This window comes from Priestia sp. 179-F W1.4 NHS (assembly GCF_045369295.1).
GTDB lineage: Bacteria > Bacillota > Bacilli > Bacillales > Bacillaceae_H > Priestia > Priestia zanthoxyli.
Genome location: NZ_JBIQFF010000003.1, coordinates 70,542 through 96,071, shown reverse-complemented (window position 1 = coordinate 96,071; position 25,530 = coordinate 70,542). Strand labels below are relative to the sequence as shown.

General features: G+C 36.0%; 18 protein-coding genes and 1 pseudogene. 4 read left to right on the top strand and 15 right to left on the bottom strand.

Annotation, left to right across the window (positions count from 1 at the left end):
- Window positions 1–92: 92 nt before the first annotated feature.
- From ACH0CI_RS15690 to uxaC, 9 genes are all read right to left on the bottom strand, one after another.
- Window positions 93–338, bottom strand: coding sequence for a DUF2164 domain-containing protein (locus ACH0CI_RS15690; RefSeq protein ID WP_013082790.1), 246 nt, complete (start codon window positions 336–338; stop codon window positions 93–95).
- A gap of 117 nt (window positions 339–455) precedes the next feature.
- A complete protein-coding gene (locus ACH0CI_RS15685; RefSeq protein WP_028413691.1) occupies window positions 456–1,820 on the bottom strand; it encodes a glycoside-pentoside-hexuronide (GPH):cation symporter in 1,365 nt (454 codons plus the stop codon).
- 95 nt (window positions 1,821–1,915) lie between these two features.
- Complete coding sequence (locus tag ACH0CI_RS15680) at window positions 1,916–3,865, bottom strand: beta-galactosidase (protein ID WP_406901831.1); 1,950 nt, start codon at window positions 3,863–3,865, stop codon at window positions 1,916–1,918.
- 610 nt (window positions 3,866–4,475) lie between these two features.
- Entirely contained in the window at window positions 4,476–5,873 is a 1,398-nt protein-coding gene (locus ACH0CI_RS15675) for a glycoside hydrolase family 28 protein (protein WP_406901830.1), read from the bottom strand.
- A 42-nt stretch (window positions 5,874–5,915) separates the two neighbouring features.
- Window positions 5,916–7,406, bottom strand: a complete 1,491-nt coding sequence (locus tag ACH0CI_RS15670) for a UxaA family hydrolase (protein ID WP_034264545.1) — start codon at window positions 7,404–7,406, stop codon at window positions 5,916–5,918.
- A gap of 12 nt (window positions 7,407–7,418) precedes the next feature.
- A complete protein-coding gene (locus tag ACH0CI_RS15665) occupies window positions 7,419–8,882 on the bottom strand; it encodes a tagaturonate reductase (protein WP_406901829.1) in 1,464 nt (487 codons plus the stop codon).
- A gap of 117 nt (window positions 8,883–8,999) precedes the next feature.
- On the bottom strand, window positions 9,000–10,013 hold the full coding sequence (locus ACH0CI_RS15660; RefSeq protein ID WP_028413696.1) for a LacI family DNA-binding transcriptional regulator: 1,014 nt from the start codon (window positions 10,011–10,013) through the stop codon (window positions 9,000–9,002).
- Between the two features lie 102 nt (window positions 10,014–10,115).
- Entirely contained in the window at window positions 10,116–11,498 is a 1,383-nt protein-coding gene (locus ACH0CI_RS15655) for a glycoside-pentoside-hexuronide (GPH):cation symporter (protein WP_049164150.1), read from the bottom strand.
- Window positions 11,499–11,545: 47 nt separating this feature from the next.
- On the bottom strand, window positions 11,546–12,967 hold the full coding sequence (uxaC, locus tag ACH0CI_RS15650; RefSeq protein WP_335708472.1) for a glucuronate isomerase: 1,422 nt from the start codon (window positions 12,965–12,967) through the stop codon (window positions 11,546–11,548).
- Window positions 12,968–13,480: 513 nt separating this feature from the next.
- On the opposite strand from uxaC, the gene ACH0CI_RS15645 reads away from it, so the two are divergent.
- Entirely contained in the window at window positions 13,481–13,675 is a 195-nt protein-coding gene (locus ACH0CI_RS15645) for a twin-arginine translocase TatA/TatE family subunit (RefSeq protein ID WP_033578725.1), read from the top strand.
- A gap of 110 nt (window positions 13,676–13,785) precedes the next feature.
- Window positions 13,786–14,877 carry an AI-2E family transporter gene (locus ACH0CI_RS15640; RefSeq protein ID WP_025751972.1) on the top strand — a complete coding sequence of 364 codons (1,092 nt, stop codon included), beginning with the start codon at window positions 13,786–13,788 and terminating at the stop codon, window positions 14,875–14,877.
- A gap of 61 nt (window positions 14,878–14,938) precedes the next feature.
- Here the strand turns inward: ACH0CI_RS15640 and ACH0CI_RS15635 are convergent.
- A pseudogene (locus ACH0CI_RS15635) lies at window positions 14,939–15,289 on the bottom strand (VOC family protein).
- 376 nt (window positions 15,290–15,665) lie between these two features.
- Between ACH0CI_RS15635 and ACH0CI_RS15630 the strand changes: the two are divergent.
- Entirely contained in the window at window positions 15,666–17,096 is a 1,431-nt protein-coding gene (locus ACH0CI_RS15630; protein WP_028413700.1) for a hypothetical protein, read from the top strand.
- Window positions 17,097–17,995: 899 nt separating this feature from the next.
- Window positions 17,996–19,135, top strand: a complete 1,140-nt coding sequence (locus tag ACH0CI_RS15625; protein WP_406901825.1) for a hypothetical protein — start codon at window positions 17,996–17,998, stop codon at window positions 19,133–19,135.
- A 629-nt stretch (window positions 19,136–19,764) separates the two neighbouring features.
- Here ACH0CI_RS15625 and ACH0CI_RS15620 read toward each other — a convergent pair.
- The 5 genes from ACH0CI_RS15620 to ACH0CI_RS15600 all read right to left on the bottom strand — a co-directional run bounded on the left by ACH0CI_RS15620 (window position 19,765) and on the right by ACH0CI_RS15600 (window position 25,455).
- Window positions 19,765–20,799, bottom strand: a complete 1,035-nt coding sequence (locus tag ACH0CI_RS15620) for a DUF3231 family protein (protein ID WP_406901823.1) — start codon at window positions 20,797–20,799, stop codon at window positions 19,765–19,767.
- 121 nt (window positions 20,800–20,920) lie between these two features.
- A complete protein-coding gene (locus tag ACH0CI_RS15615; protein ID WP_406901822.1) occupies window positions 20,921–22,081 on the bottom strand; it encodes a Ger(x)C family spore germination protein in 1,161 nt (386 codons plus the stop codon).
- Window positions 22,081–23,604, bottom strand: coding sequence for a spore germination protein (locus ACH0CI_RS15610; protein ID WP_406901820.1), 1,524 nt, complete (start codon window positions 23,602–23,604; stop codon window positions 22,081–22,083). Before ACH0CI_RS15610 ends, ACH0CI_RS15615 begins: the two co-directional genes overlap by 1 nt.
- The gene (locus tag ACH0CI_RS15605; protein ID WP_028413705.1) at window positions 23,591–24,688 is read right to left on the bottom strand and encodes a GerAB/ArcD/ProY family transporter; all 1,098 of its coding nucleotides are present in this window, start codon (window positions 24,686–24,688) and stop codon (window positions 23,591–23,593) included. The genes ACH0CI_RS15610 and ACH0CI_RS15605 overlap by 14 nt, the downstream gene beginning before the upstream one ends.
- Window positions 24,689–24,882: 194 nt before the next feature.
- Window positions 24,883–25,455: an HTH-type transcriptional regulator Hpr gene (locus tag ACH0CI_RS15600; RefSeq protein WP_028413706.1), complete on the bottom strand. Its 573-nt coding sequence runs from the start codon at window positions 25,453–25,455 to the stop codon at window positions 24,883–24,885.
- Window positions 25,456–25,530: the final 75 nt, after the last annotated feature.

Below are 25,530 nucleotides of genomic sequence, written 5' to 3'. Positions count from 1 at the left end.
CGAACAAATAATTTGTTTCATAAACAAACAAAAGCGCTTTATGTTTTTGTACATAAAACGCTTTTTTCCTATTTCATATTTTCTTTTTCGAACTACTTTTCGATTGGTTTTTTTAATGCATGTAAATTTTCTTCTGCAGAAAGCATGACCTGGTTCATAATATCTTCCGCATCTTTAATGGCTTGGTTATAAAAGTGAGGACCTATATGTTCTTTAATAAACTCCAATACATTTTCCGCTGCAAATTCACTGATTTCTTCATCTCGTTCGTTATAAAAAAACGTTTGAATTTCATTCAGCATTTTATCTTTGTCTTCTTTTGAAAAATTAATAAACATAAACAAAACTCCTCTTTACATTGATATCTGTCTACCTGACATCATAGCAAGAGGAGCTGAGAAAATGCAGTCTTTTTTTCTTGTTATTTTTGTGTACAATGCTTGTGCTGATTTGAATTAGCTAGACACTTTCATAGCCGGTTTTTCTTTTATGCGGCTTGAGCGTTTTTTCATATCCTGTAAAATCTCTAAATATCTCTTTTCCGTCAACTCATATTTTACGAGTGGGACAAGTGATAACAAGCAAAGAATACCCGGAATAATCGTAAAGATTAAAGCAATCCAAATGAGCGTGCTGTGTGACTGAATTTGATTTGGCACGTACCCTACTGCTGAAAGGATGTACCCACCTACTGCTCCACCCACTGCTGAAGCGACCTTTGTTTTGAAAATATTCGTAGAAAACACCATTCCTTCTGCTCGGTTCCCCGTTTTCCATTCGCCGTATTCTACACAGTCAGCGAGCATAGATGTTTGAGCAATGTTACTAACCCCACCGCCAAAAGAAGCTAAAAAGCTTAAAATCATCACTGGCATAACGTGGAAACCCGTTGCAAACATTGTAAGAGTGGCTACAGCATTTAGGGCAATTCCCCCTATTGCTGCACGTTTCTTTCCAAATTTATTTGAAATGAAAGGAGACGCGATCGCTCCTACAATTTGTGCTGTGAAAAATAAGGTTAAATAAAGAGACGCGATGTTCTCTGCATTTAAATTGTATTTAAAATAGTAAATAGAAAACGTAGTTCGAATCGTTAAAATTGTTTCAACTAAAAGCATTGAGAAAATCAGGTAGCGCAACGGTCTATTTTGAATAAATAAGTTCCAAACTGCTTTTGGCGTCTGCTTTTCCTGTCTTTTTACGGTATAGTTTTCTTTTACTCCTGAAAATGTGATGATCATTGTAATCATTAAGATACACGCATAAATAAGACTAAGCATAAACCAGTTTCCAAAATAATGAGCTAGTGGAAGAGTTAATAAACTAGCAAATAAAGACCCTACTGCTGCAATTGTTCTAGGAAAAGCTACAACTTTATTTCGTTCTTTTACATCTTGTGTAATCGTTGCTGAAAGCGACCAATAAGGAATATCCATGATAGCAAAGCTTGTTCCCCACGCGATATAAGTGATATAAGCATAAATTAATTTTCCTGTGTGAGAAAGATCCGGACTAATAAAACACGCGACTGTAGCAACAGCTGCAAAAAATCCGCCTATTAAAAGATAGGGCCTAAACTTACCAAATCTCGTTTCTGTATTATCAACAATCATTCCGATAATAATGTCCGCAATTCCATCCCATATCCTTGCAATAAGAAATAAGGTTCCTACGGCTGCAGCATTTAATCCTACGCTGTCCGTATAAAAAATCATTAAATATGTACTTGTTAATGCATAAATAATATTGTTTCCAAAGCTCCCCATTCCGTATGATAATACGGTCTTTAGAGAAACTTTTGACTGTACCCCCATGTTCATGTAACCTAACTCCCTTCTTCTATAAAACGCTTTCATATCATATTATGAGTGACTAGAATCTCATTGCTTTATGAGATTCTAGTGTCCTGTTGCTACTACATGTTTTCTATAATACGACTTTCATAAGGCTGCAGAACATTACCTTTAAATACTTTTACTTCTGGCGTATGGTTCATAAGGAAGTAATAACTTTTCTCTCCAAGCTTGCGAGGATATACTTCAACTCCATCTTCACTTTCCGTATGCTCAATCTGCTGCTGTTTTACAATATCAAGCGCCATTTTTTCAAACGTTTGCCCTTCAATTCCACAGCCTACATAATAAACCGTCCCGCGACCAAACTGATTTTTTGTTACAGCGGCTTGATTATAAAATGGATCATCATACTCATACAGCACTTCAGCTGTTATAGGTGTGATAATGTCTCTCCACACGGACGCACTTGCTTGTTCTCCTTCATACGGTCCTACTCCTTTAATAGCTGCTTTTTGAGTAGAAGACAGTGCTTCCACTTCATGAATTTCAATTCCTGTTATTTCTTTTACATATCCGGGCAGCGTCTGTTTAAAATGAATATTATTTTGTTTGTCTTTAATGCCGGTTCTAAACGTAAAAACGATGACGCCTCCGCTTTCAGTAAATTCAGTAAATCTTTTACCTAGTTCTTTATCAATGATTTGCAAAGCCGGAACAACCAGTACTTTATAGCTTGAAAAATCTCTTGTAGCAGGAATAACATCAATTGGTGTATTCAACTTATAAAACGGTGTATACCCTCTAAGAAGCTCTTGCGTAAAGTCAAATCCTTCACTTTGCTGCTGAAAGCGCCATGACCATATATTTTCATAGTCATATAAAACGGCAACCTCCGATTTAATATCAGACTCAAGCACATGTTCGTAATGAACGATTTCACTAAATAACGACTGAACTTCTTTGTAACGTTTTCCATAGTGATTATCGTGACCTACAATTCCGTAGCAGTATTGCTCAGCTCCTCTTGTCATTCCGCGCCAACGGAAATACAGCATATTCGTGCATCCATGAGCAAAAGCTTGATAAGACCACATTTTTGCCTGATTAGGTCGCGGTAGATAACCGATGATATCATGACCTTGAGCACCCATTAATTCCTCTACAATCCAGAAATTTTTATGTAACAAGCCTCTATTAAAATCATGCCCTAGTGCAATATGAGCCGGGGTAATTGGCTCTGTTTGACCGCCCCATACCGGATAATTATCATAGGATACAAAGTCCATTACTTCTAGGTTTTCTTCATGATCGAACCATTTATCAAAAAAGCCTCCTGATACGTTCGTGGTCAACAGCTGGTGATCACCTTTATATTTCTTCACAATCGCTGTTTGTTCGTGAGCGTATCTGTTTAACGAAAAAGAGCGAAAGCGGGCCCAGTCTAGCTTTAACGAAGGGCTGTGTGTCGTAATTGTTTTTACAGGCATAGGCACTTCGGTAAAGTCGTTATACGTTTGTCCCCAGAAAATAGTGCCATACTTTTCATTTAACTCATGAATATCTTTATATTTTCTTTCCAAAAACTGCTGAAACTCTTTACGACATTGTTCGCAGTAACACATATCACTGCCTTCATGGCCAAATTCATTGTCAACTTGCCATGCTACGATTGCTTCTTCTGAGCAGTAGTGCTTTACTAGTTGTTCTGTAATCTGAGCGCTATACTGCCGGTAAAGAGGAGAATTAAAACAATATTGACGTCTTCCTCCAAATGCTCTGACCGCCCCATTTTCATCTTTTGATAAAATAGAAGGATGCTGCTTCGCAAGCCAAGCCGGAAAAGTGGCAGTAGGGGTACCAAACATAACGTCAATATTCTGTTTTTTAAGCTTATTGATAACGCTATCAAAAAAAGAAAAGTCATATTGCCCTTCTTTAGGCTCCATAAGATGCCAAGCGAACTCCCCTATTCTCACCATATTTGATCCTAACTCTTTAATACCTTGGATATCTTCTTCTATCATATTCTCTGGCCAATGTTCAGGGTAATAATCGACGCCGATGTACATTTTTCTCTACTCCTATCTATTTCTTTATTTCATTAAATGAACGATTTGCTGTTACTTGTTAAGGTATTCTTGGAAACGGTGACCAAAAGCAAAAAAATCACATTTCCTATCTTCATAAATAATTCTCTATTCAACTTTTAAGATACATACTTTCTAATCTTTTAAAACGCTTACAAGTTTATTTTATGAACTTTATTCAAAATATTCAATGGTAAAAATTTAGAGAAAAACATCCTTTTTTTGCTCTTTATTAAAATAAAGAATAAAACGCTTATAAAGACAAATGTTTTTATAATTCTTTTATATATCTTCCCTCACACTCCCCACATCCACATTTAGGTAATAAATTGCTTAGAAAACAATCTTCAAAAGTCATTTCTTTCATACATGTTATCTATCAATTAGTAAGAGTCATTTGACTTATCTATAAAATAGTAAAAATTCCAGAGCAGGTTTTTACCATTATTAACACATTGATTCTACGTTCACCATCACAACAAAAAAAAGACCGCATAATGAATCGATAATCTCGATTCATTGTGCGGATACTTCTTGGGCTAAAATACGTTTGTTCTACCTCTTACTTGCAGCTGATTATGAACACGCCCTTTTACGGATTTGTATTCATGCAGCTGCCATTTATACAAAACTCTTCAAACACAGGGTTCTTTACATTCTCCATTAACAATGGGATTGCAACATGCTGGAAATTAGAATGGCGAATTGTTAGGTTTGTAACGGGAGAACGTTCATAGGCTCGAATCCATAAGCCGTATTTCCCTCCATTGCTTTGCAAGTTTTCTATGTTGATATTACGAACGACGGGCGTAAAATTCCCTGTGTCTCCTTCTTCATAGTACATGTCTATTTGAATCACTTCACTGCCAACGCTTTTGACCGTATTGCTGCTAAAGTCGATATCTTCAATCGTTCCGCCGCGAACTGAATTTGTTTTAATACGCAGCGCCCGGTCTAGATTGGGACTGTCCATAACATTGTGCTGAGCAAATACGTTCCGGACGCTTCCTGATATTTCGCTGCCGATCACAACGCCCCCGTGGCCATCTTTCATTTCGTTTCCTTCAATAATAATATTTTCACTTGGTACGTTGATTCTTCTTCCATCTGCATTACGCCCCGACTTAATCGCAATACAGTCATCTCCATTGTCAAAATAAGAATCTTTAATAAGCACATTTTTACTCGATTCAGGGTCTACTCCATCATTATTAGGACCATGACCTATAATTTTTACATCATCAATTAAAATGTTCTCGCTTAAGACAGGGTTGATTTGCCACATAGGCGAATTTAAAATGGTTACACCTTTTATCATGATATTTTTGCTGTGATAAGGCTGAATAAAACTAGGTCTCAAATAGTGCCCTTTGCCAAATACGCGCTCTTTAACAGGAACTTTCTCTTCTGCCATTTTAAACAGCAAATCGCGATCTTGCTGTTGATTGGGCTCTCCTGCTTTCCATCCAAACTCCTTTTTTCCTTTCCAGGGCCACCAATGTTCGTTATCACCCTGTCCATCTAACGTACCTTCTCCTGTAATCGCAATATTTTTTTCGTTATAAGCATAGATAAGCGGTGAATAATTATATAGCTCCACGCCTTCCCATCTTGTTAAGACAGCAGGTAAGTATTTGTCAGGATTTTGACTAAACTTAATGGTAGCTTTTTTCATTACATGAAGATTTACATTGCTTTTTAAATAAATCGCACCGGTAACATAAGTTCCTGGTGGAACAACAACGCGCCCTCCTCCTGCTTTGTTAGCCGCTTCGATTGCTTTTTTAAAAGCAGCCGTTGAATCAGACTTTCCATCTCCTGCTGCTCCGTACCGCTTAACATTAAACGTACGGTTCGGAAATGAAGGAGGCTGAATTTGTTCTTTAACTGCTGTTATTTTTTCACTTGCTGAAAGAGCTTCTCCTTGGGCAGAAAACGGTAAAATAAGCATAAGAGTCATCACAAACAAAGAAAGCACATATTTTTTCACTAGCTTTTCCCCTTTCGTTTAACAATCTAGTAACTGACTTATTTATAAAGTAACGCCTGTTTTAAAAATGGCCATTTCTTTAAAATCATTTTTTTCGTTATTTACAAGCTCTCCGCTAGAAACCCCGATCATGTACTCAATAAAGCTTTCTAATGTAGCTTCTTCTGTGTCACCTTCAACCAGTACCCCTCCATTAAAATCAATCCAATGCGGCTTCTTGTTATAAAGAGCGGTGTTTGTAGAAATTTTTATAGTGGGCACAAACGTTCCAAACGGCGTTCCTCGTCCCGTTGTAAACAGTACAATATGACATCCTGAAGCCGCTAAAGCAGTTGAGGCAACTAAATCATTTCCAGGAGCACTTAGTAAATTTAAACCGTTAGTTTGTAAGCGATCTCCGTAATTTAACACGTCTACGACTGGGGCCGTGCCTGCTTTTTGAGTACAGCCAAGTGATTTATCTTCTAACGTTGTAATGCCGCCTGCTTTATTGCCGGGAGAAGGATTTTCATACACCGGCTGTTTATGATTGAGAAAATACGTTTTAAAGTCATTAACCAGATGAACAATTTTATCAAATGTTTGTTCATCAACAGCTCTTTCCATTAGCAGGGTTTCTGCACCAAACATTTCAGGTACTTCTGTTAAAACTGTTGTGCCTCCTTGAGCAATGAGCCAGTCGGAGAATTTACCGAGCAGCGGATTTGCTGTAATACCAGATAATCCATCTGACCCACCGCATTTAAGACCTACTTTCAGCCTGGAAATATCAACGTCTTCTCTTTTATCATCTTTAGCAGCAGCATAAATTTCTTTTAACAAAGTGACTCCTGCCTCAATTTCATCCTCGACGTCTTGAGATTGTAAAAACTTCACTCTGCTTTCATCAATTGTACCTAGCGCTTGTTTAAATTCTGTTAAGCTATTATTCTCACATCCAAGCCCTAATACTAATACGCCTCCAGCATTTGGATGCTGTACCATTCTCGTAAGCATGGTTCTTGTATTAAGGTGATCATCACCGAGCTGAGAACATCCGTAATTGTGTTTTAAAACGGTTACATGTTCAAAAGGCGAGATATCACCTATTTCTTTTTGAAACTGTTTAATCATTTGTTCGGCTATACCATTTACGCACCCTACCGTTGGAATAATCCAAAGCTCATTTCTAATTCCAATGTCTCCGTTTTTGCGGCGATATCCTTTAAACGTTAGCGATTGTTTTTTTTCTTTAGGAGCTGCTAACTTTTGATGAAATTCATATTCGTTAACATTATTTAAATTTGTTTTTGTGTTATGCGTATGCACCCATTCACCAGGTGAAATAGAGTGCGTCGCATGCCCGATTGGAAAACCATATTTTATAATGTTGCCGCCCGCTGAAATTGGCGTAAGAGCTATTTTATGGCCCCTTTTTACTTCTTCTTTTAGAGAAATTTCTTTTCCATCAACCATAAGGTTCTCTTGTGCTAAAAAATCTCGTAAAGCTACTGCTACATTATCTTCCTCATGAATACGAATTACTTCTTTCATATACTTCACCTCTTACTGTTTAGTTGCGGTTACATAGAGAATTTCTTTTATTGCCTGTTTCATTCCGAGAGTTTCAATGGCTAAGACTCCATTTGTTACGGCTTCTGTTAAGCTAGGAATCGTATTTAAGTTCTCTCCCCAATGCTCTTTATATCCCAGCACTTCTTTTACAATGTAAGAAATGCTTTTTTCAGTACCGTCAAACGTATTCCAAAGAGATTCATACATTTTTAGAACTGCAGGGTCATCTGATAGTTCAATTTTTTCTCCTTCTCTTTTTCCTTTATAAAAAGAAATGAGGGCACTGAGAGAAAATGTAAGCAAAGCCGGCAGCGCTCCTTGCTTTTCAACGTACTCTTTAAGAGTTGGGATGTTTCGCGTTTTAAACTTTGTCATGCTGTTCAAAGAGATGCTCATTAATGCGTGGTGGATAAACGGATTTTGAAAGCGTTCTAATGCAGATTTAGCAAATGGCAAAGACTCTTCTTCCGAAACTGGTAAACTAGGAATAATTTCTTCATACAGACACTTTCGAATAAACGTTCCGATTACATCATCTTCGACTGCTTCTCTGACCGTATTTAGTTCCGCTAAATACGCAACAGGCATCATAGCAGTATGAATCCCATTTAAAATTCTGACTTTCTGCAGCGCATATGGTGCAATGTCGTTCACAAATTTCACATGCAAACCAGCTTCTTCCGCGGGAAACTCTTCTTTTACCCACTCAGGTCCCTCAATAACCCATAAGTAAAATGGCTCTGCGATCACAAAAAACTCATCTTCATAACTCAGTTCATTGAGCAGATTTTCATCGTTTGGATAACCTGGCACAATTCGGTCAACAAGCGTGCAGCAAAAAGCATTTGCTTCGTGTATCCATTCGGTAAACTTTTTCTCTAAATTCCATTTGTCGGCATAGCGCAATACCATTTTCTTTAACAAATCCCCGTTTCGCTCCACTAATTCACAAGGAAGGATAATAAGTCCCTTTGTTGGATCTCCTTGAAAAGCTTGAAACCGCTTATATAGAAATGCCGTAACTTTACCAGGAAAACTCGTTTGCGGTGCATGTTCCAAGCGGTCTTCTTCTAAAAATGCGATACCTGCTTCTGTTGTATTAGAAATAAGAAATCTTAGCTCTTCTTTCTCCGCTAATTGCATATACGCCTCATAATCTTCATATGGATTTAGACCGCGGCTAATAGATTCAATTACTTCATGTTCTTTGACTGCTTTACCGTCTTGAATTCCTTGAAGAGAAACCGTAAACAAACCTTCTTGCTCATTCAATTTACCTGCATTTCCCGTAATTCTCGGATTGACAGCTACTATACTGCCTTTAAATGCAGTGTGTTTGTTCATTTGATGAATTTGCCAATCAGCAAACCCTCTTAGAAATACGCCTTCTCCAAACTGCAGTACTTTTTCTGGGTATATACGTGTGTTAGCTTGCATCTGACGGTTTAACTTCATGTTAGCATCTCCTTCTTTGCACACATTAACATTATTATTTTTATAGCTTTTTATATTGTTTTATTTCTCAAAAATGTTAACGTTAACATTTTTGGGCCGGTTATACTAAATAACCGGCTACATAGATGAGCGTGACTTTACAGACTGGCGAACCATTAATTCGGTATTAATTAAAACTTTATTTTGCAGCATCTTTTTGTCATCTTTGTCCATTAATGATAAAACTGCTTCTGCTCCGGTCATGCTGATTTTCTCGATTGGTCTTTTAACGGTTGTGAGTGAAGGAGTGGTGTATTTGGCTAATTCAATATCATCAAATCCAATAATTGAGATATCACTCGGTACGTTTAGCCCAGACTCGAATGCGGCGTTCATAGCACCGATTGCCATATCATCATTTGAACAAAAAACAGCAGTAGGCGGCTGCTTTAACCTTAACAGTGCTTTCATTCCTTCATATCCGCTTTGCATATCGTAATTTCCTTGAATCATATACTCTTGGCGAATGGAAACATTGTGATCAATTAACGAGTTAAGAAATCCTTCCTTACGCTGTTGGGTTGATTTAAAACCTTCTATTCCTTCTATGATTGCAATATGCCTGTGACCTAATTCAATCAAATATTCGCCGGCTTTGTAGGCTCCTTCTTTGTCATTTGACAAAATATTAATAATCGATGAATCGTCAACTTGACGGTTGAGCACAATCAACGGGATGCCTTTTTCTACTACGTTATATATAAAAGTGTTATCACGGTCGCTTTGACTCATTAAAATAATCGCATCAAAGCGTTTATTGTTGATGTACGTATAATCATCATAATCGTCAATGCCTCTTACAAATAAATTATACTGAACATCAATTACTTTACTTACCCCTCTAATACTATCTACTAAAAAACTTGGTGACGTACCGTTTGCCATGCTCGTAAAAAACAATCCAATTGTATGAGATTTTTGAAGCACTAAATTTTTCGCATGATAATCAGGAATATAGTTAAGCGTATTTGCAATCTCTAAAATTTTCTTTTTTGTTTTTTCTTTAATGAGCGGACTATTGTTTAATGCACGTGAAACCGTTGTATGTGATACGTTTGCTAGTTTTGCAATATCCTTAATTGTAACACCCATTTCATTTACCTTCCTTTAATGAATCAGTATCGATTTTTATTATAAGGATATCACAAGTTAGTAGGAATAATAAGCAAATGGTGAATGTTATGACAGTTTTGACTAAGACCTAGCATGAATATCTTGGACAATCTCCGCGTGTTTCTTATCCGTTAGCTTATACATAAAACCAATAATCACTGCAGCAATGGACAAAGCAATAGCAGGATATAGTAACAGCAAACTTTTAATTCCCACTAATGTACCTGCCTTTTGTGCCACGTTTGGGATATACCCAACTAACCCTAAACCAATACCTGATAAGAAGCCGGATAGCGACTGAGCAAGCTTTCGAGAAAAGTTGAACAATGAATACGTTGTGCCTTCTTTTCTTTCGCCTGTTTTCCATTCACCATAATCAATAATATCTGATACAAATGCCCATGTAATCCCGTTAGGAATGCTGATACCTATAAAAGCAATACTTGCTAAAATCGTAAAAATTACGACGTTAGAAGGCATAAAGAAATTTACTGTGTCCGCTGCAATACTGATTCCTAAGCCAATCATTGCAGCTTGCTTTTTTCCAAATCGGCTAACAAGCTTTGGCAGCATCATGACTCCTAGAAAGGATGAACCAATAATAATAAAGTTCATGTAAGCCATCAATTTAACATTTCCTAAATTATACTGTGCAAAGTAAATAAGCATAGCTGATTTAATATTGTAAGCTGAAATGGTAAATACCGTCATAAACACTAAAATTAAAAGAGGTTTGTTACTTACAAACGTTTTAAAAATAGACTTGACTGATAGTTTTTCTTTTGGACTCTCTTTTACGACAATGCGTTCTTTGCAATTGCGATAGCATACATAAAAAGCGATGATTCCAATGACCGACATAATTCCCATAACAACGGGATAACCGATTTTTTCATTTGGAAATAACAGAATGAGCGGTACAACAGCAATGCTGGTTACAAACAGTGCACCTAGCGATCCTGTTTGACGAAAAGCAGCAAGAGACGTGCGATCAGAAGTATTTTGAGTCATGGATGCGCCTAGCGATCCGTATGGAATATTGACAAATGAATAGCCAATTCCCCAAATCATATAAGAAGCGTACGCATAAATTAATTTACCCGCCGGTGAAAGATTTGGCGAAATAAACGTGAGTACGGTTAAAATGGCTAACACCATACTTCCGAATAGTAAATACGGCCGGAATTTCCCTTTAGCTCCGATGTTTTTTCGGTAATCAATGGACGAACCAACAATGGGATCACAAACTGCTGCAAATAACTTACTTACTAGAAAAATCCCTCCCGCAGCCGCGGCAGGGATGCCTGCCACATCTGTAAAGAACTTCAACAAATAAAGCTGCCCTAAATCAAACATGAAACCGTTACCAAAATCACCCATACCATAAGATATTTTTTCTTTCACACTAAGATTTTTCTTTTCTACTTTTATTTCAACCTTTCTTTCTGTTGCCACAACACTCATGGTAATCCCCCTTCTCCCCTTGCAATTCTTTAAACTATTTTGCGCCTTTATTTTTGCAGCGTATAGGCTGGGAAGCTAAAGTAGTCTTTAGCATTTTCATAACATATTCCTTTTACAATTTGCTCAAGCAGCTGCTGGTCATTAGGTACTTCCCCTTCTTCCACCCACGTACCAATTAAGCTGCATACTAGTCTTCTGAAATATTCATGCCTTGTATACGAAAGAAAACTTCGAGAATCTGTCAACATACCGATAAACCGACTAAACAACCCAATATTTGATAACGCTTTCATTTGTTCTAACATACCTTCTCTTTGATCATTAAACCACCAAGCCGTACCAAGCTGCAGCTTGCCAGGAATACCGTCTCCTTGAAAGCTGCCAATTATACTTGCTAATACATAGTTATCTTTTGGATTTAACGAATATAAAATCGTCTTTGGCAAACTATTTTGTACGTCCATTTGATCAAGAAGCTGTACGAGAGGCTCTGCCACTTGTCCGTCATACATCGAGTCATACCCTGTATCTGGACCTAACTGACGAAACATTTTGGTGTTATTGTTTCTAAGAGCATGAAGGTGAAATTGCATTGCCCAACCTAGCTCATTATACAGCTTCCCTAAAAAGATTAACGTATTTGACTTGTATTTACTTTCTTCTTCAGTACTTACGCCTTCACCTCTTAAGGCTTTTAAGAAAATCTCCGAAACTTCTTCTTTCGAAGTCTTCGTATATACCATTTTATTTAGTGCGTGATCAGATAAACGCCCTCCCATGGAATGGAAAAAACGAGCTCGACTTTCAAGAGCTTTTAACAAATCATCATAGGTGTGAATGGAGCGGTTTGAACAATCTTGCAACTTTGCAATCCAGCTCTTAAACCCTTCTTGGTTGATTTCAAGCCCTTTATCCGGACGAAAACTTGGAAGTACTTGGGTCTCAAAACCTTGGACATCTCTTAGTTTCATATGATACTCTAATGAATCTGTTGGGTCATCCGTTGTACAGATAACTTTTACGTTAGAACGTGTAATAAGATCTCTTGCACCAAACTTACCGCTGCGTAATTTCTCGTTTGCTTTTTCCCAAATAAACGGTGCCGTCTGTTCATTTAATATTTCATCAATATCAAAGAAACGCTTTAACTCTAGATGCGTCCAATGATATAGCGGATTCCCAATCGTCATGGGAACTGTTTTAGCCCACGCGAGAAATTTTTCATAGTCACTCGCTGATCCTGTTATCTTTTCCTCTTCAATTCCGTTCGCTCTCATCAGTCTCCATTTATAGTGATCTCCATCTAGCCAAACGTTAGTTAACGTTTTAAACTGTTTATTCTCATAAACTTCCTGCGGGTTTAAGTGGCAATGATAATCAATAATCGGCATATCTTTTGCGTAAGTATTATACAAGTGTGCTGCTGTTTCATTTGTTAATAAAAAATGGTCATCCATAAATTTTTTCATTTCCATTCACTCCTTCTCTTTTTTTGTTAACGTTAACAAAATTAGATAAATTGATAAATAATCTTATTTACAGATAACTATTTTAATAAGATATAATCTTCAACAACAAAAATGTTAACGTTAACATTTTATTTAATTCTATTACTTATTTCTAAATTTTACAACAATTTATCTTTATATTTTTAAATTTTTTTCTCTCTTTATTTTTATATACTGATTCTTCATTTTAAAAAACAGGATTTATGACATGTTTCCATAAGAATTAAAGCAAGTTTTTTCACATAGGGCTTATACAAGAGTAATAAGGCGAACGGCTGTCTTTAATGCTATAATAAATTTCATATGCAAAATATCACTACTAGCATTTAAATCATACATAGCCGCTCCACCTTGTTTTCGTATCATTTAAAATAAAGGAATTTTAAAGAGAAAAGTGAATAGTATAAACATGCACTTTATTTACTATCTCTTTTTAATTTTCATATATTCATTGCTTTTAAAGGAGAGGATATCATGCCAGGAGCCACAAGCATGGTCGTAATCGGGATTACTGCCTTAATTGTATTTGGACCAAGTAAATTGCCGGACATAGGACGAGCATTTGGACATTCCCTGCGAGAATTTAAAAATGCAGCAGAAGGAATTATACAGGATGACGACAAAAAAACTCCAGAGGATACTACTGAAGATAAAGAGGAAAAAGCCTAATTTTTATTTAAATGAAAGTTATACAGACTAAAAAAGCCCACTTTTAACGTGCAGTGGGTTTCTTTTTTGATGTATGATAGTAAAAAATAGTAAAGAAAGAGGGTAACTTTTTGTTTAAATCGAAACTGCATTTTTGGACATTAGAACTATTAATGATTGCTTTACTGATTTACATTTGTAAACATATTTCGTTTGTTTTTCTACCAATCGGTGTGTTTATCTCCACTTTGTTTTTCCCTATTCTTGTAGCTGGTTTTCTTTTCTTTTTATTCGAACCAATTGTGTCATTTCTCACAAGAAAAAAAGTGCCAAAAACACTGGCCATTTTACTATTATACGTTGTTTTTATCGGCGTAATTGCTTCTATTGTGGGCGGTGTGGGACCTACCTTATCTAAACAATTAACTGATTTGGCTAAGAATATTCCGTCTTACATTGTAGAAACGAGAGAGTACATAAATGATTTATCTAACTCAAGATGGTTTAACTGGCTCGTTGAACAAAAATATGTGTCGCTCGATCATATTGAAGAGTCACTTTTAAACTACGCGTCTACTTTACCTACGAATCTCACAAACAGTATTTCATCTGTTTTAAGCGTCGTAACAAATATTACACTTACGGTTGTAACCGTTCCTTTCATTCTTTTTTATATGCTCAAAGACAGCCATAAACTTCGTAAAAATACGCTACGTATGGTTCCTGCTTCTTATCGAAAAGAAACGTTGCGTACAATGAAAGAAACAACAAATACGCTAGCTACTTATATTCAAGGCCAAATGCTCGTTTGTTTGTTTGTGGGTATTAGTACATTCATTGGTTACCTCATCATCGGGTTGCCTTATGCATTAATACTCGCACTAATAGGAGCCCTTACTAATATTATCCCGTACGTCGGCCCTTTTATTGGCGTAGCACCCGCTTTAATCGTAGGATTATTATACTCTCCTACAAAAGCGATATTAGTAATTATTGTCGTCGTAATCGTTCAACAGCTCGATGGGAACATTATTTCTCCGCTGGTAATTGGAAAGAAATTAAACACTCATCCTTTAACGATTATTATTTTATTGCTTGTTGCGGGTAATATTGCAGGAATACTCGGAATGATCTTAGCGATTCCGGCTTATGCTGTAACAAAAACAATTGTGATAAATATTGTAAGAATGATTCAATTCAGAAACAAATCTATCAAGTTATAAAATGCAAAGGCAATACAATAAAAGGACCTTCTCTTGAAGGTCCTTTTATTATTCCATAGGTTCAGCATTCACACACCATAAGATGATTTCCATCTGGATCTTTAAATATAAACCAGTGATCGTGTTCAATTCCTGTCGTTAGCTCTACTTTTTTCTGTTTCATATACTCATAAGCTTCTTTGATATCGTTTGTATTCAAATGAAAAGCCGGTGTTTAAAAAAGCGTATTTTTTGAATAAGTTTTGCTATCTAATACAATTCCTGTTCCATTCATAGGTATCACATATAAATGATCATATAAAATGTCTCCATCTGCCGGCAAACCTAGCACGTCACAATACCAGTCTCGTGCTTTTTGTATATCTTCTACAGGAATAAAAATCGTGCCTACTTCATTTAATATAGGGTTCATTCATGACCTCCAGGGTATGTTTAGTAGTTTTAGAAAGTATTCTCTTTTAACCGCTGATATCCTTTTATGTTAAATTGCTTGCTATTCATCCAGTAAACTCCGCAGCAGAATTAGCAGTCTTGCGAACAGAGTTATCCTTCTTACATAAGCTACACAGCAAATGTATATACTTCATGACCAAACTTGGATTGCGAAAAAAGAAAATAAGAAAATCTCCCCCTTCGCCCCCTTTGCACGTGTATAATGAAAAATAGACTATAGATAGTAGCCGTCTTTTGTTTGTGGCATCGAACTTTCGTGCATTACAATAGATTTAAAGCTACTATCCAACTAAGAATTAAAATGACTAACTTAAGATCAAGGAGGTTAGATGTGTATGGATTATTCATCTTTACTCATACGCGAAGTCATTGATAGAGTATCTAAATTACGCCTCTTATCTGTTTATAACGAAAGTATAAAAGGTGATTTAGAGAGCACCATCCTCCCTCTTTATCAGCAGCACTTTGAAAATAAAGATGTAAACGAAGCGTTGAGGATTTTAAAAAAAGACTTTCTTAATCGTACGAAGCGCAGGTGGTTAGATGCTGCTATACGCGACTATGAGCAAAAAAAGCCCAAGAAGAATAAAGAGCTGATTGGGGAATACAGAGCGCTAACAGCTTATTATAAAACAAACGGAAAAGAACTCTTTTGCAAACAGTTTGAAAACATACCGTCTCCGGAAGAAGTCATTAATAAACGAATTGATATCCTACGTGAATGGAGTCAAGAAGATAGCTTCTTCTTAACAGATTATCCTTATATTCATCAAAAAACCAAAACGCAGCGAGAAAAAGCAATCCATACGGATATATCTATTATTATTGGGCTGACTATACTGGACCCTAGCTTCCAAAACGGAAACCATAGTATTATCGAAAGCCCTTTTTCAACTGTAGAGAACCCTTTTTTCTCTAACTCAAGAGCAAAGCTTCTCGTCGAGCAACCCCTATTAGAGAAAGAAGGAAAAGAATATTTCTTAAGTACTTATAACTCTGAAGACGGGACAGATTACGAATTGTTAATAGAAAAAGAATACGCTGAAGAAAATGGAAATAAAATTAGTGATTTAGATCGGTTTGATTATAAAGTGTTTTTAGAGATCATGAGCCAACGCGACGAGTTGTTCGCTACACAAAAAATCATTAATGTAAAGATTGGTGACCTTGTGAAAGCACTTTATAAAACAGACAGTAAGCGCAATTACCAGATGATAGAAGAAAGAATTACAAAAATGAAGCACTACAGCATGTCAAAAGTACAGCATAATAAGACAATTGCCTATGGTATTTTTGACTTTGTGGATATTACTACGATGCCAAACGGAACGCGAATTGCTGAAATTCACGTCAATGAAGTGATATATAGAGACTATATTCAACGCCAAACGGTGCGTATTTACAAAAATAAAGTAGAAAAATTAAGTTTAGACGCCGCTTACCATTTGCTATTCGTTATGCAAAAAGAGCGTCTCATTTGCTATGAAACAAAATCTTCATACAATGTCACAAGAGATTATTTATATTTTTCGACAAGAGTCCGCTTTCGAAAAAGACGCAAAAAAGAAAACCTTGTCGAAATTGAAACAGCCTTAGACGAGCTAGTCGAACAAAAACTAGCTGTCCAATCTTATAAAAGAGTGGGCCAAGTGTTTCAGATCACCTTTATTCCTGTGGGAGAAAGTGAAGTAAAAGACTTATTAGCCGGTGATTACGAATATGCTCCCCTTTCTATCTATCAAAACGTAACAAGTTCTATAGGCTAAAAAAGAATGCTCTTATGATCTTTATAAGAGCATTCTTTTTATCTGCCTACCATTAGTTACTGCATTTTTTGCTCCACATTTCCGTGCAAAAGTGTTTTTTTGCTCCAATTCTCCATATAAACATACTATTTCCCCTGCTGATATAGTTATTAAACTTCACCTCCCCTATCATTTTGTGAACTTTTTATGTCTAAAATAAGTGTTATAACTAATTTTTGCTCCCGGTTCCCGTGCAAAAGTGTCGTTTTTCTTTCTATACTGCATTTACTATAAGTTTGGCTCCAATCTTCCGTGCAAATATGCCACTTTTACATAATTTTTCTTGAGACAGCGACTTTCCCCCTCCGTTTTCTGCATTTTTTGCTCCAAATCTCCGTGCAAATGTGTTTTTTGCTCTAGATTTCCGTGCAAACATGCCACTTTTTTAAAAAACCGCGATTTTTTCTGCAAATGTTCATTTATTCTTTGTAAAAATGTGAACTTTCTGTGTCTAAAAAAGGGCATTTTTTTGTTTTATGTCCCTATTTTCCGTGCAAATGTGTCACTTTGTTGCCCAAATCTTTATTTTTATCATTTTTGCTCCTATTCTCCGTGCAAATATGTCATTTTTACATCAAATTTTTTTTTGAATTTGTCACATTACGTGTATTTCATCCGTCATAATACGACATTTGTCTTAAGAATGCTGTTTTATCAACGTTTATGAAATGTAACGCTATTTTTGCTCCACATCTCCGTGCAAATATGTCACCCTGTAAATAGATGTCTCGTCCCTTGGTATCACTAGTCTTTTAAAAAAATGCACCATTTTTCCGTGCAAATATGTCATTTTACAGCCTATATGACTGTGTCTATACTGTAAAAGATGACGTATATAGTTTTGGAAAGGAGGTAACTACATGAGTATACAAAAGCTGGCACTAAAGCGGCACACTCTTATAGCAAACAAGCTGCTGATTGTCATGAGCGGTTTAAATAGAGAGACGAAACGAGACAACAGCTATTACTATGAAAAACATTCATTTGGTCTAGCAAAAAACTTTGTAGACATAAAGTGGACGGGTTCTCTGATGAAGCAAATTTTAGCTTACGTAGCCAAATGTAACAGCCAAGGTCATATTTCAATTATTTCTGAGCAAGAACTGGCTAATACAATCCAATGTTCCGTTCGGACCGTTCAAAATAATAATAAGCTTTTAGAAGACTGTGACATCATTCGCTGGGATCGTTTATGGGGAGACTATATTCAAGTTTCTTTAAACAACTATTTAGAGGATTTTTTAGATTTACATATAAAAGAAGCTGCTGATGCTCAAAACATATCATATACTCCGGAAATGCTTGATAAAGATCACAATACATATACTTCAAAAGGTGGTTACACTTCTGTTTCAATGGAAGTGATTTATCAATTGCTGGCTATCAAAAATATTAACATGCTGCGCCTGGCTTTACGTGCTTTGTATGTATACGAATCTGATGTAAACGTAAAGAAAGATTCAGAAGCACTTTTATCTTACACTGAGGTAAAACACATTCTTCCAAAATACATTGGCTATAAAGCTGCTATTAAAGAAATGGCTAGTAAATTGAGTACAATTTTCCGTATCGATATACTAGAAAAAGATGATTGTGTCAAAACATTATTAGAAGAAAAGCAGCCAAGAAAAGCAATTATTGAAAAAATCAAGGATGGTTTTATTTTAAGCTTTAATTTAACTGGTGCTCATGATAGTAAAAAACAAAAAGAAATCGAAAAAATCCGTGGAGAGCATGCATTTGCTCAGTTTAAGAATTTCTTTAAATCTTTTGGTCATTATTCAATTAAAAAGGAAGATATTCATTCCATTGTACATGAGTTCGGTTTAGATATAATCGAAAAATCATTAACGTCCGTTCAGCTTTACCTGCAACAAACTTACATAGAAGAAAGTATGGATGCATTTCGCCCTCTTGTGCATGAAATGGAGTCAAACTTCTTTACGTATATCCGCAAAATTGCCAACGGGTATTATCAGGCAAAAATTAACGCTCTATAATACTCTTTTTTGTTATGCCTTTTTTTCCTCATCTCTACTCTATTTCCCTCCTACTCTTCTTTTCTCTTTAACTTACTAAAACATATTTGTCTCTCAGCTATAATAAATCTCTTTAAATAATAATGATTTTCGTTTTCATGAAAAAAATCAACTAAATGAACAAAAAATACAATGAATAAACGTTATTTTCCTAACTATTGCGCAAAAAATATAGCTGTTATAAAAAAAACCGATATTTTTTCGTGAAAATTCTTGTTGTTAACTGCAGTTTTTTTGATTCTTTAATACCTCTTAAACTCAGTCAGCAGAAGGTTTTTACCAATATACGTTTTAGCAATGTTTATAATTTCTTTAATTTCTTTTTAATCTCTTATAAATGTATAGTAATTTCTATAAAATAATGAGCAGCAAATAAATAACATTTTTTATACATAGAGACATTAAGCTCATATACAAATTGTAATCATAAATTGCTTTAGTTTAATGACCATCAAATATAAAAACAGGATTTACAGCTTTTTTCTCTTCAAATAAAAAACACACAATTTGGAGATTTGTTTTGTGTGTTTTTTACTCATTCAAGCTATATAGGTTAAGAACTTTTACATATTCTAAGACAAGTCATTTAATTAGTTGGAGTTTAAATGATTTCTATCTACGGCTGCCGGTGGTGTTTCCATCCAGCCGTTTTCCATCATAATATCCGCTGCATCTTTTACAAACCTCGAGATATTTGTCATTGATTTTCCATATAACAGCGCCAAATCATGTCTTCCATTGACGGCTACTGAATTTCCAAAAGCCCTCATTTTCATCGAGAACATATCCATTTTATGGAACAGCATCAATTTATCCGAAAACGGTGAAAAAGTCGAAGTAGTAATTAAATGATCAAGAAAGGATGGCACTGGTAAATTATCTCGATGAAGCTTTTCAATATAGCGTTCTACCGCTTTATTTGTCAGATCTTCACCTTTTACAAATAACGTACGGATTTTTTCACTTTTAACAACTTGACTAAATGCCAAAATTAAGGCTTTGCTTGTCACATTATTTTCGATGTTATCATACAGATGAGCAATTTCTAATGCATGCAAAGGTCGAACATCTCCTATAAAACCGCTTAAATAATGAGTAGTAGCGATGTTCACTTTTTCTGGTACGGGAATAAGTGGCGGCTTAATAATAAATCCTTTATCCATTAAGATTGCCTTTATTTGCTCCATCAGTTCCATTGTTGCTTTCATACAATACGTTAAAAATGTCTTTACATCTTCTCTATACATTAGAGGCAGTGCGATACTGTAAATGCTTAATCCAGCTTTAGCAGCATATTTTAAATAATGCACGTAAAATTCATCTTCAAACAGCTTTGGAGCGCCTAGGTTCACATCTTCTTGCGTAAATCCGTATGGAATTGGCACATTCTCTTTTGTAAAAATGTCTTTTACGTTACTTTGAAATTCTTCCGTTAAACCTTTTGCATGCTGTAACAGCTTTTTTATATCTGGATCTTCAACGTGTTCAAGAAAATAACTTAAAATATACGAAGACATGCTGTTGCCCATATAGGTTGCCCAAAGTTTGCCCATTTCGGGGGCTGTTAATTTTTCTTGCACGCTTGTTTTTTTTGAACCTATTTTAATTGGTTTGATTGTTTCCATCTATAATCTCCTAATTTGATTTGTTCTTAGGTTGGTCTTTTCTATTTTATCTATTCCTCCACTTTTGTCCTTTGTTTAATGAGTTAACATTATCAGGTGAGGTGTGCAGGTTTTCAGTATGTTAATCTATAGTCGGACCTATTCGCTGTTTGTTTCCATGCTTAACCTGTACGTTGACCTTCACATTTATTGAGTCTTTTGTTAAAGGAATTGCCCCGTTGCTTTGAACAGCCTTCCATTTACGCAGTTCTTTTTTATAAAGAACATGAGAAAGCCTGTAAACATCGCTGTTTATACTTAAGCCTTGCGCGTACGTTTCCATAATTTGCTTCTTAATTTTCTGTTCAGCTTCTTTTTTTATAGTCGATAGTTTTTCGTGCTGCGGCATAACTAAAATCGTTGTTTTTGCACGAACTTTTATATTAAATGTTAAATTACTACCGTTTATAACAGGTTCAATTTTTACTTTTTTCTTGTCTACCACAAGATCAATATCGGAATGATCAGGGAGCCTTACCCGTAAACCAGCTCGTACAAATTCATCCGTTATCCATCTAAGTCCTTTGATTTTATTCTCTGAAAAAACTCCTTTTAATTCAGATGATGTAATAGCCACTGCTCCGTTTACTTGAATAGCTGTTTCTTTTTTTTGATCCGTTGTTAAATGTTCTTTAGTCTGAACGAGAGGAATATTTACTTCGTGACTAGGTTCATTAAGATGGATAATGAGCTCTCTTAAATCGATTGGTGGAATAAACGAGTTTTGCTTAAAAATCACTTTAGGATCGCTCAAGCGAGAAAGAGCGTTCGATACTTCGAACATAGGCGTAGCTAACAACGTTTTTTTCAAAGGACTTTTCGTAGCATACATCCAGATGTTGTATCTCGTTTCCCGATAACGATCTAAAAAATCCACTGCCGATTTGACAGCGCCATGCTTTAACGCATCGTCCGTTAGAACAAGGAAAGCTAAGTGCCCAAAAAAGATTCTGCGCTGAGAAATTTGATAATATCTAAAAATAGCTTCATCAATGGTTTTCCCTGTTGCATAACCAACTTCTACTTTGACTTGACCCGCGCCAGCACCGCTTGCCTCGGATTTTGCTAATAAACTTAAATTGATGGTCTGCAGGTAAAGAACGTAACGGTTATCTTTAAAATCTACCCCCATTCCTTGTGCATATACCATTTGTTCCGGTTCATTCGTATCCCAGCATCCCGAAAGAAACAATAAAAAAGTGCTCATAATAAGTATAAGTAAGTTCCTTATGGTCCTTTTCACTAACTTCCTCCTTCTTCGCGGGTGGAATCGCTTGGGTTAAGCATACTAGCTCTCGTTGCTTTTTTACTTTCGGGCAGGCGGAAGAGGGATTTTAAAATATTTTTCGCGTCTAATCGGGTTGCTAATTCGAAATATGGCACACCAAACGTTCGAATGTTTGTAATATAGATCATGACTAAAAAGATGGAAATAAAAAAGCCAAAAAAACCTAAAATGCTAACACAGATAATACTAAAAAAGCGGATTAGTGAAATTGTTCCTATAAGAGACTGATTAGCTAGCGTAAACGTAGCAATCGTAGAGCCTGCAATGACAACCAGCATGGCAGGACTTGTTAAACCGGCTCTAATGGCTGCATCACCGATAATAAGCCCTCCGATTACACTGAGTGTCTGCCCGACAGAAGTCGGGAGTCTAAACCCTGCCTCTCGAAACAATTCAAATAAAAGGAGCATTAATATTGCTTCAAGAGAGGTAGGAAACGGGACACCTCTTCTTGCTTCAACAATCGTAGCTAATAAGCTGAGAGGAAGCTGATTTTGATGAAAAGCCGTCATTGCAACCCAAAAACCGGGCAAAAAAGCAGCGATAGAAAGCCCGAAGATTCGAAGAATACGCTCAAAAGAGCTGTATAAATATGTATTTTCTTTATCCTCAGATCCTTTTAATAAGTAAAAAAGGTTAATAGGTGTAACATACGCATATGAAGTTCCATCAATTAATATAATGAACCGGCCATTTAACAGAGATTGAACCGCAAAATCAGGTCTTCCTGTATAAGCGTGGCGAGGAAAAAAGCTATACGGATTTTTATTAATGAGCTCTTCTAGCTGTGTTCCGCTGAAAATACCGTCGATATCGATATTCCCTAACTTCTCCATAATTTCGTCAAGTATCTTCTTGTCAGCTACGTCTTCCATGTATAAAATGCTTACTTTTGTTTTTGTTCGTTTTCCAATCTCTAAAGATTTTGTTAACAAGGAAACCGATTTAAGACACTTACGAATTAAAGCAATATTCACAGGTAAGTCTTCAATAAAATTGTCTCTAGGACCCAATATGGTTACTTCATTTTTCGTTTCTTCTGGACTTCTTTGAGGACGGTCAGAAATATCGATAGACACAACAGCGTTCGGTAATCCAAAATCAATGAATAATTTCCCAGAAAAAATTTCCGAAACTGCCTGTTCTTCATTTTGAACGATAGAAACTGAGGGAAGGTTTAATAATTTTATGATCTGGTCTCCTTCTACTTCCCCCTCTAACTTAGCGCAGCATTCCTCTAATCTTTTAGGGATCATTCCATATAGCATTTCCGTACTCACTAAACCGGTACAATAAATCATAAGCACTCGTTTGTTATAGAAATAAACGGTCTCGAAGTTAATATCGCCGCATTTTCCAAATAAATCTCTTAACGTACGCTCATTGATGATCTGAGAACAAGAAGAACTTTCTTTTAAAAGACTTTCGCTCTCTTGTTTTTTAGAGCTGTAGTCTTTTTGCTTCTTAAAAAATTCCACTTTTACCCCTCCTTGTTTTATGAGAAATTAGAAAGACTATGACTACTAAGAAAAGAGAAAAAGCAACAAACAGCCAGAAAGTAGCCGGTATGATTGTAAAAAATAAAAGATTTGAAAAAGTAAAGTCTGTTATAGGAGCCAGCGTGCATACAGTGATAACCACTAAAATGAGTAAAAGAAACCTTTTGTGGCCTTTTTGAAATGGAACTAATTCTTTCATAATAAAAAGAAAGGTCGAAATGCGGATGAAGGTACCCGACAGCCACTGATAAATAGATAAAAAGTCGATATGCTCTATAAACTTTCCAAGCGATGCAATTCCCCATTCTTCATAGGGAGGGAAACGTTGCTTAGAGGCTTCTACAGGACCAAATTCAGTAATTGCCCCAATGAGAGGCCCAATTGTAAGGCCTGTTAAGAGAATTCCTGCCACCGCTAAATGCTTATAGCGTATAGGCTGCGGTACTTTGTGCTGCAAGAAAAGCAGCAGCAGCAGCTCTACCATCCCTGATCCTTGAAATACAATACTTTTAATAACCGGAAAATAGCCATTTTCTAAAACAGGCTGCAATAAAGAATAATCTTTAAATTGAAAGTTTGTAAAAGAAACAAAAAAACCTAATAGTACAATAAAAAATAAAAGAAACACGTTTACAATACTAATCGTTCTCATGCTCGTAGCGGCAAGTAAGCAACAGGTAAAACCAAATAATAAAATGAGTATAATTAAAGGTGTTCGCTGAAGAAAAATAATATTGATCCACGTAATCGTCTCTCGTAAGGTGGCAATTTCCATAATGGTCAAATAAGCGATTATAAGAAAAATAACAACATTGGTAAATGACTTATTCATATGTTTTTTCATCCATTGAAAAAGATGTTCGCCGTTTGTTTTTTTATTTACATATACGAGTAAAGGAACCCATATGAGTGTTAAAAGACAAGTAAGAAGAACAGTGATCCAAGCATCGCGCCCTGCCGTTTTAATTAATGGAGATATAAGCATCACATGAGTTTTTAAGCCAATAAACGTCATCGAAAGAAGGATCAGCTGAAAAACAGAAATTGAGTCTGACTTATTCATGGTAACCACTCCTTCTCTCCGGTAAATTTACTACTGGTAGCTTATCCTAAATTTCTCATAATATAATGGAGAATCATTATTCACAAAATAAAAAAGAGCTGTTTTATACGTGAAGTTTCTCACGGATAAAACAGCTCGGTCTGTTATTCACTTATTTTCACGAGGCCCTATTCTCTGCCCATTATTCAGCGCGTTCAATTACTAGTTAGCTGGACTTCTTTCTTATCTTCATTTTCTTCTATTCCCGCTTCTTCTATATTCACAAAAGGTTGATCAGCAACGGTCACTAGGTCGCCGCCGCAAACGTGACGAACAACGGTTACGAGCTCTGGAAAATCGGGAAATTTTCCGTATAACGTTTTTAAAGGAAGTGCGCCTTTGCACACCTTACTGTTATGTGGTTCATACCCTTTGAGCGTGTCAAGCAATAATTGTTCTCCATTTTCAGTCAGTTTGATATAGGTGTTTCTTTTATCATTTTCTCTTTTGGATAGATACAGATACCCTTGATTTTCTAATTTTTTCGAAAAATTAAATGCTGTAGAGATATGCATAGCTCCTAAGTTAGCTAACTCTGACATCGAGATTTCTCCCGTGCTGCTAGCCAAACATAAAATATGATGCTCATTTACATTCAGACCATAAGGTTTCACCCATTGCTCCCAATCATCTTCTGCAGCTCGCCAGATGGCTTTACTTACCTGCATTAATTTAAATCCAAACAATGATGCATCTTTTATTGTGTATTCATTTTCTTGTTTCGACATACTATCATTCCTTATTTGTAGGCTATTGTAAGTTAGTTTATTTTTAAAGCGTGTAAAAACATTTTTATTTCATCT

Excerpts from the sequence above, each read along its gene's own strand:
- ACH0CI_RS15690 (WP_013082790.1), bottom strand. The coding sequence starts at position 338 with ATGTTTATTAATTTTTCAAAAGAAGACAAAGATAAAATGCTGAATGAA.
- ACH0CI_RS15605 (WP_028413705.1), bottom strand. The coding sequence starts at position 24,688 with ATGAATAAGTCAGACTCAATTTCTGTTTTTCAGCTGATCCTTCTTTCG.
- ACH0CI_RS15600 (WP_028413706.1), bottom strand. The coding sequence starts at position 25,455 with ATGTCGAAACAAGAAAATGAATACACAATAAAAGATGCATCATTGTTT.
- ACH0CI_RS15655 (WP_049164150.1), bottom strand. The coding sequence starts at position 11,498 with ATGAGTGTTGTGGCAACAGAAAGAAAGGTTGAAATAAAAGTAGAAAAG.
- ACH0CI_RS15620 (WP_406901823.1), bottom strand. The coding sequence starts at position 20,799 with ATGGAAACAATCAAACCAATTAAAATAGGTTCAAAAAAAACAAGCGTG.
- ACH0CI_RS15645 (WP_033578725.1), top strand. The coding sequence starts at position 13,481 with ATGCCAGGAGCCACAAGCATGGTCGTAATCGGGATTACTGCCTTAATT.
- ACH0CI_RS15685 (WP_028413691.1), bottom strand. The coding sequence starts at position 1,820 with ATGAACATGGGGGTACAGTCAAAAGTTTCTCTAAAGACCGTATTATCA.
- ACH0CI_RS15665 (WP_406901829.1), bottom strand. The coding sequence starts at position 8,882 with ATGAAGTTAAACCGTCAGATGCAAGCTAACACACGTATATACCCAGAA.
- ACH0CI_RS15670 (WP_034264545.1), bottom strand. The coding sequence starts at position 7,406 with ATGAAAGAAGTAATTCGTATTCATGAGGAAGATAATGTAGCAGTAGCT.
- ACH0CI_RS15660 (WP_028413696.1), bottom strand. The coding sequence starts at position 10,013 with ATGGGTGTTACAATTAAGGATATTGCAAAACTAGCAAACGTATCACAT.
- ACH0CI_RS15630 (WP_028413700.1), top strand. The coding sequence starts at position 15,666 with ATGGATTATTCATCTTTACTCATACGCGAAGTCATTGATAGAGTATCT.
- uxaC (WP_335708472.1), bottom strand. The coding sequence starts at position 12,967 with ATGAAAAAATTTATGGATGACCATTTTTTATTAACAAATGAAACAGCA.
- ACH0CI_RS15625 (WP_406901825.1), top strand. The coding sequence starts at position 17,996 with ATGAGTATACAAAAGCTGGCACTAAAGCGGCACACTCTTATAGCAAAC.
- ACH0CI_RS15680 (WP_406901831.1), bottom strand. The coding sequence starts at position 3,865 with ATGTACATCGGCGTCGATTATTACCCTGAACATTGGCCAGAGAATATG.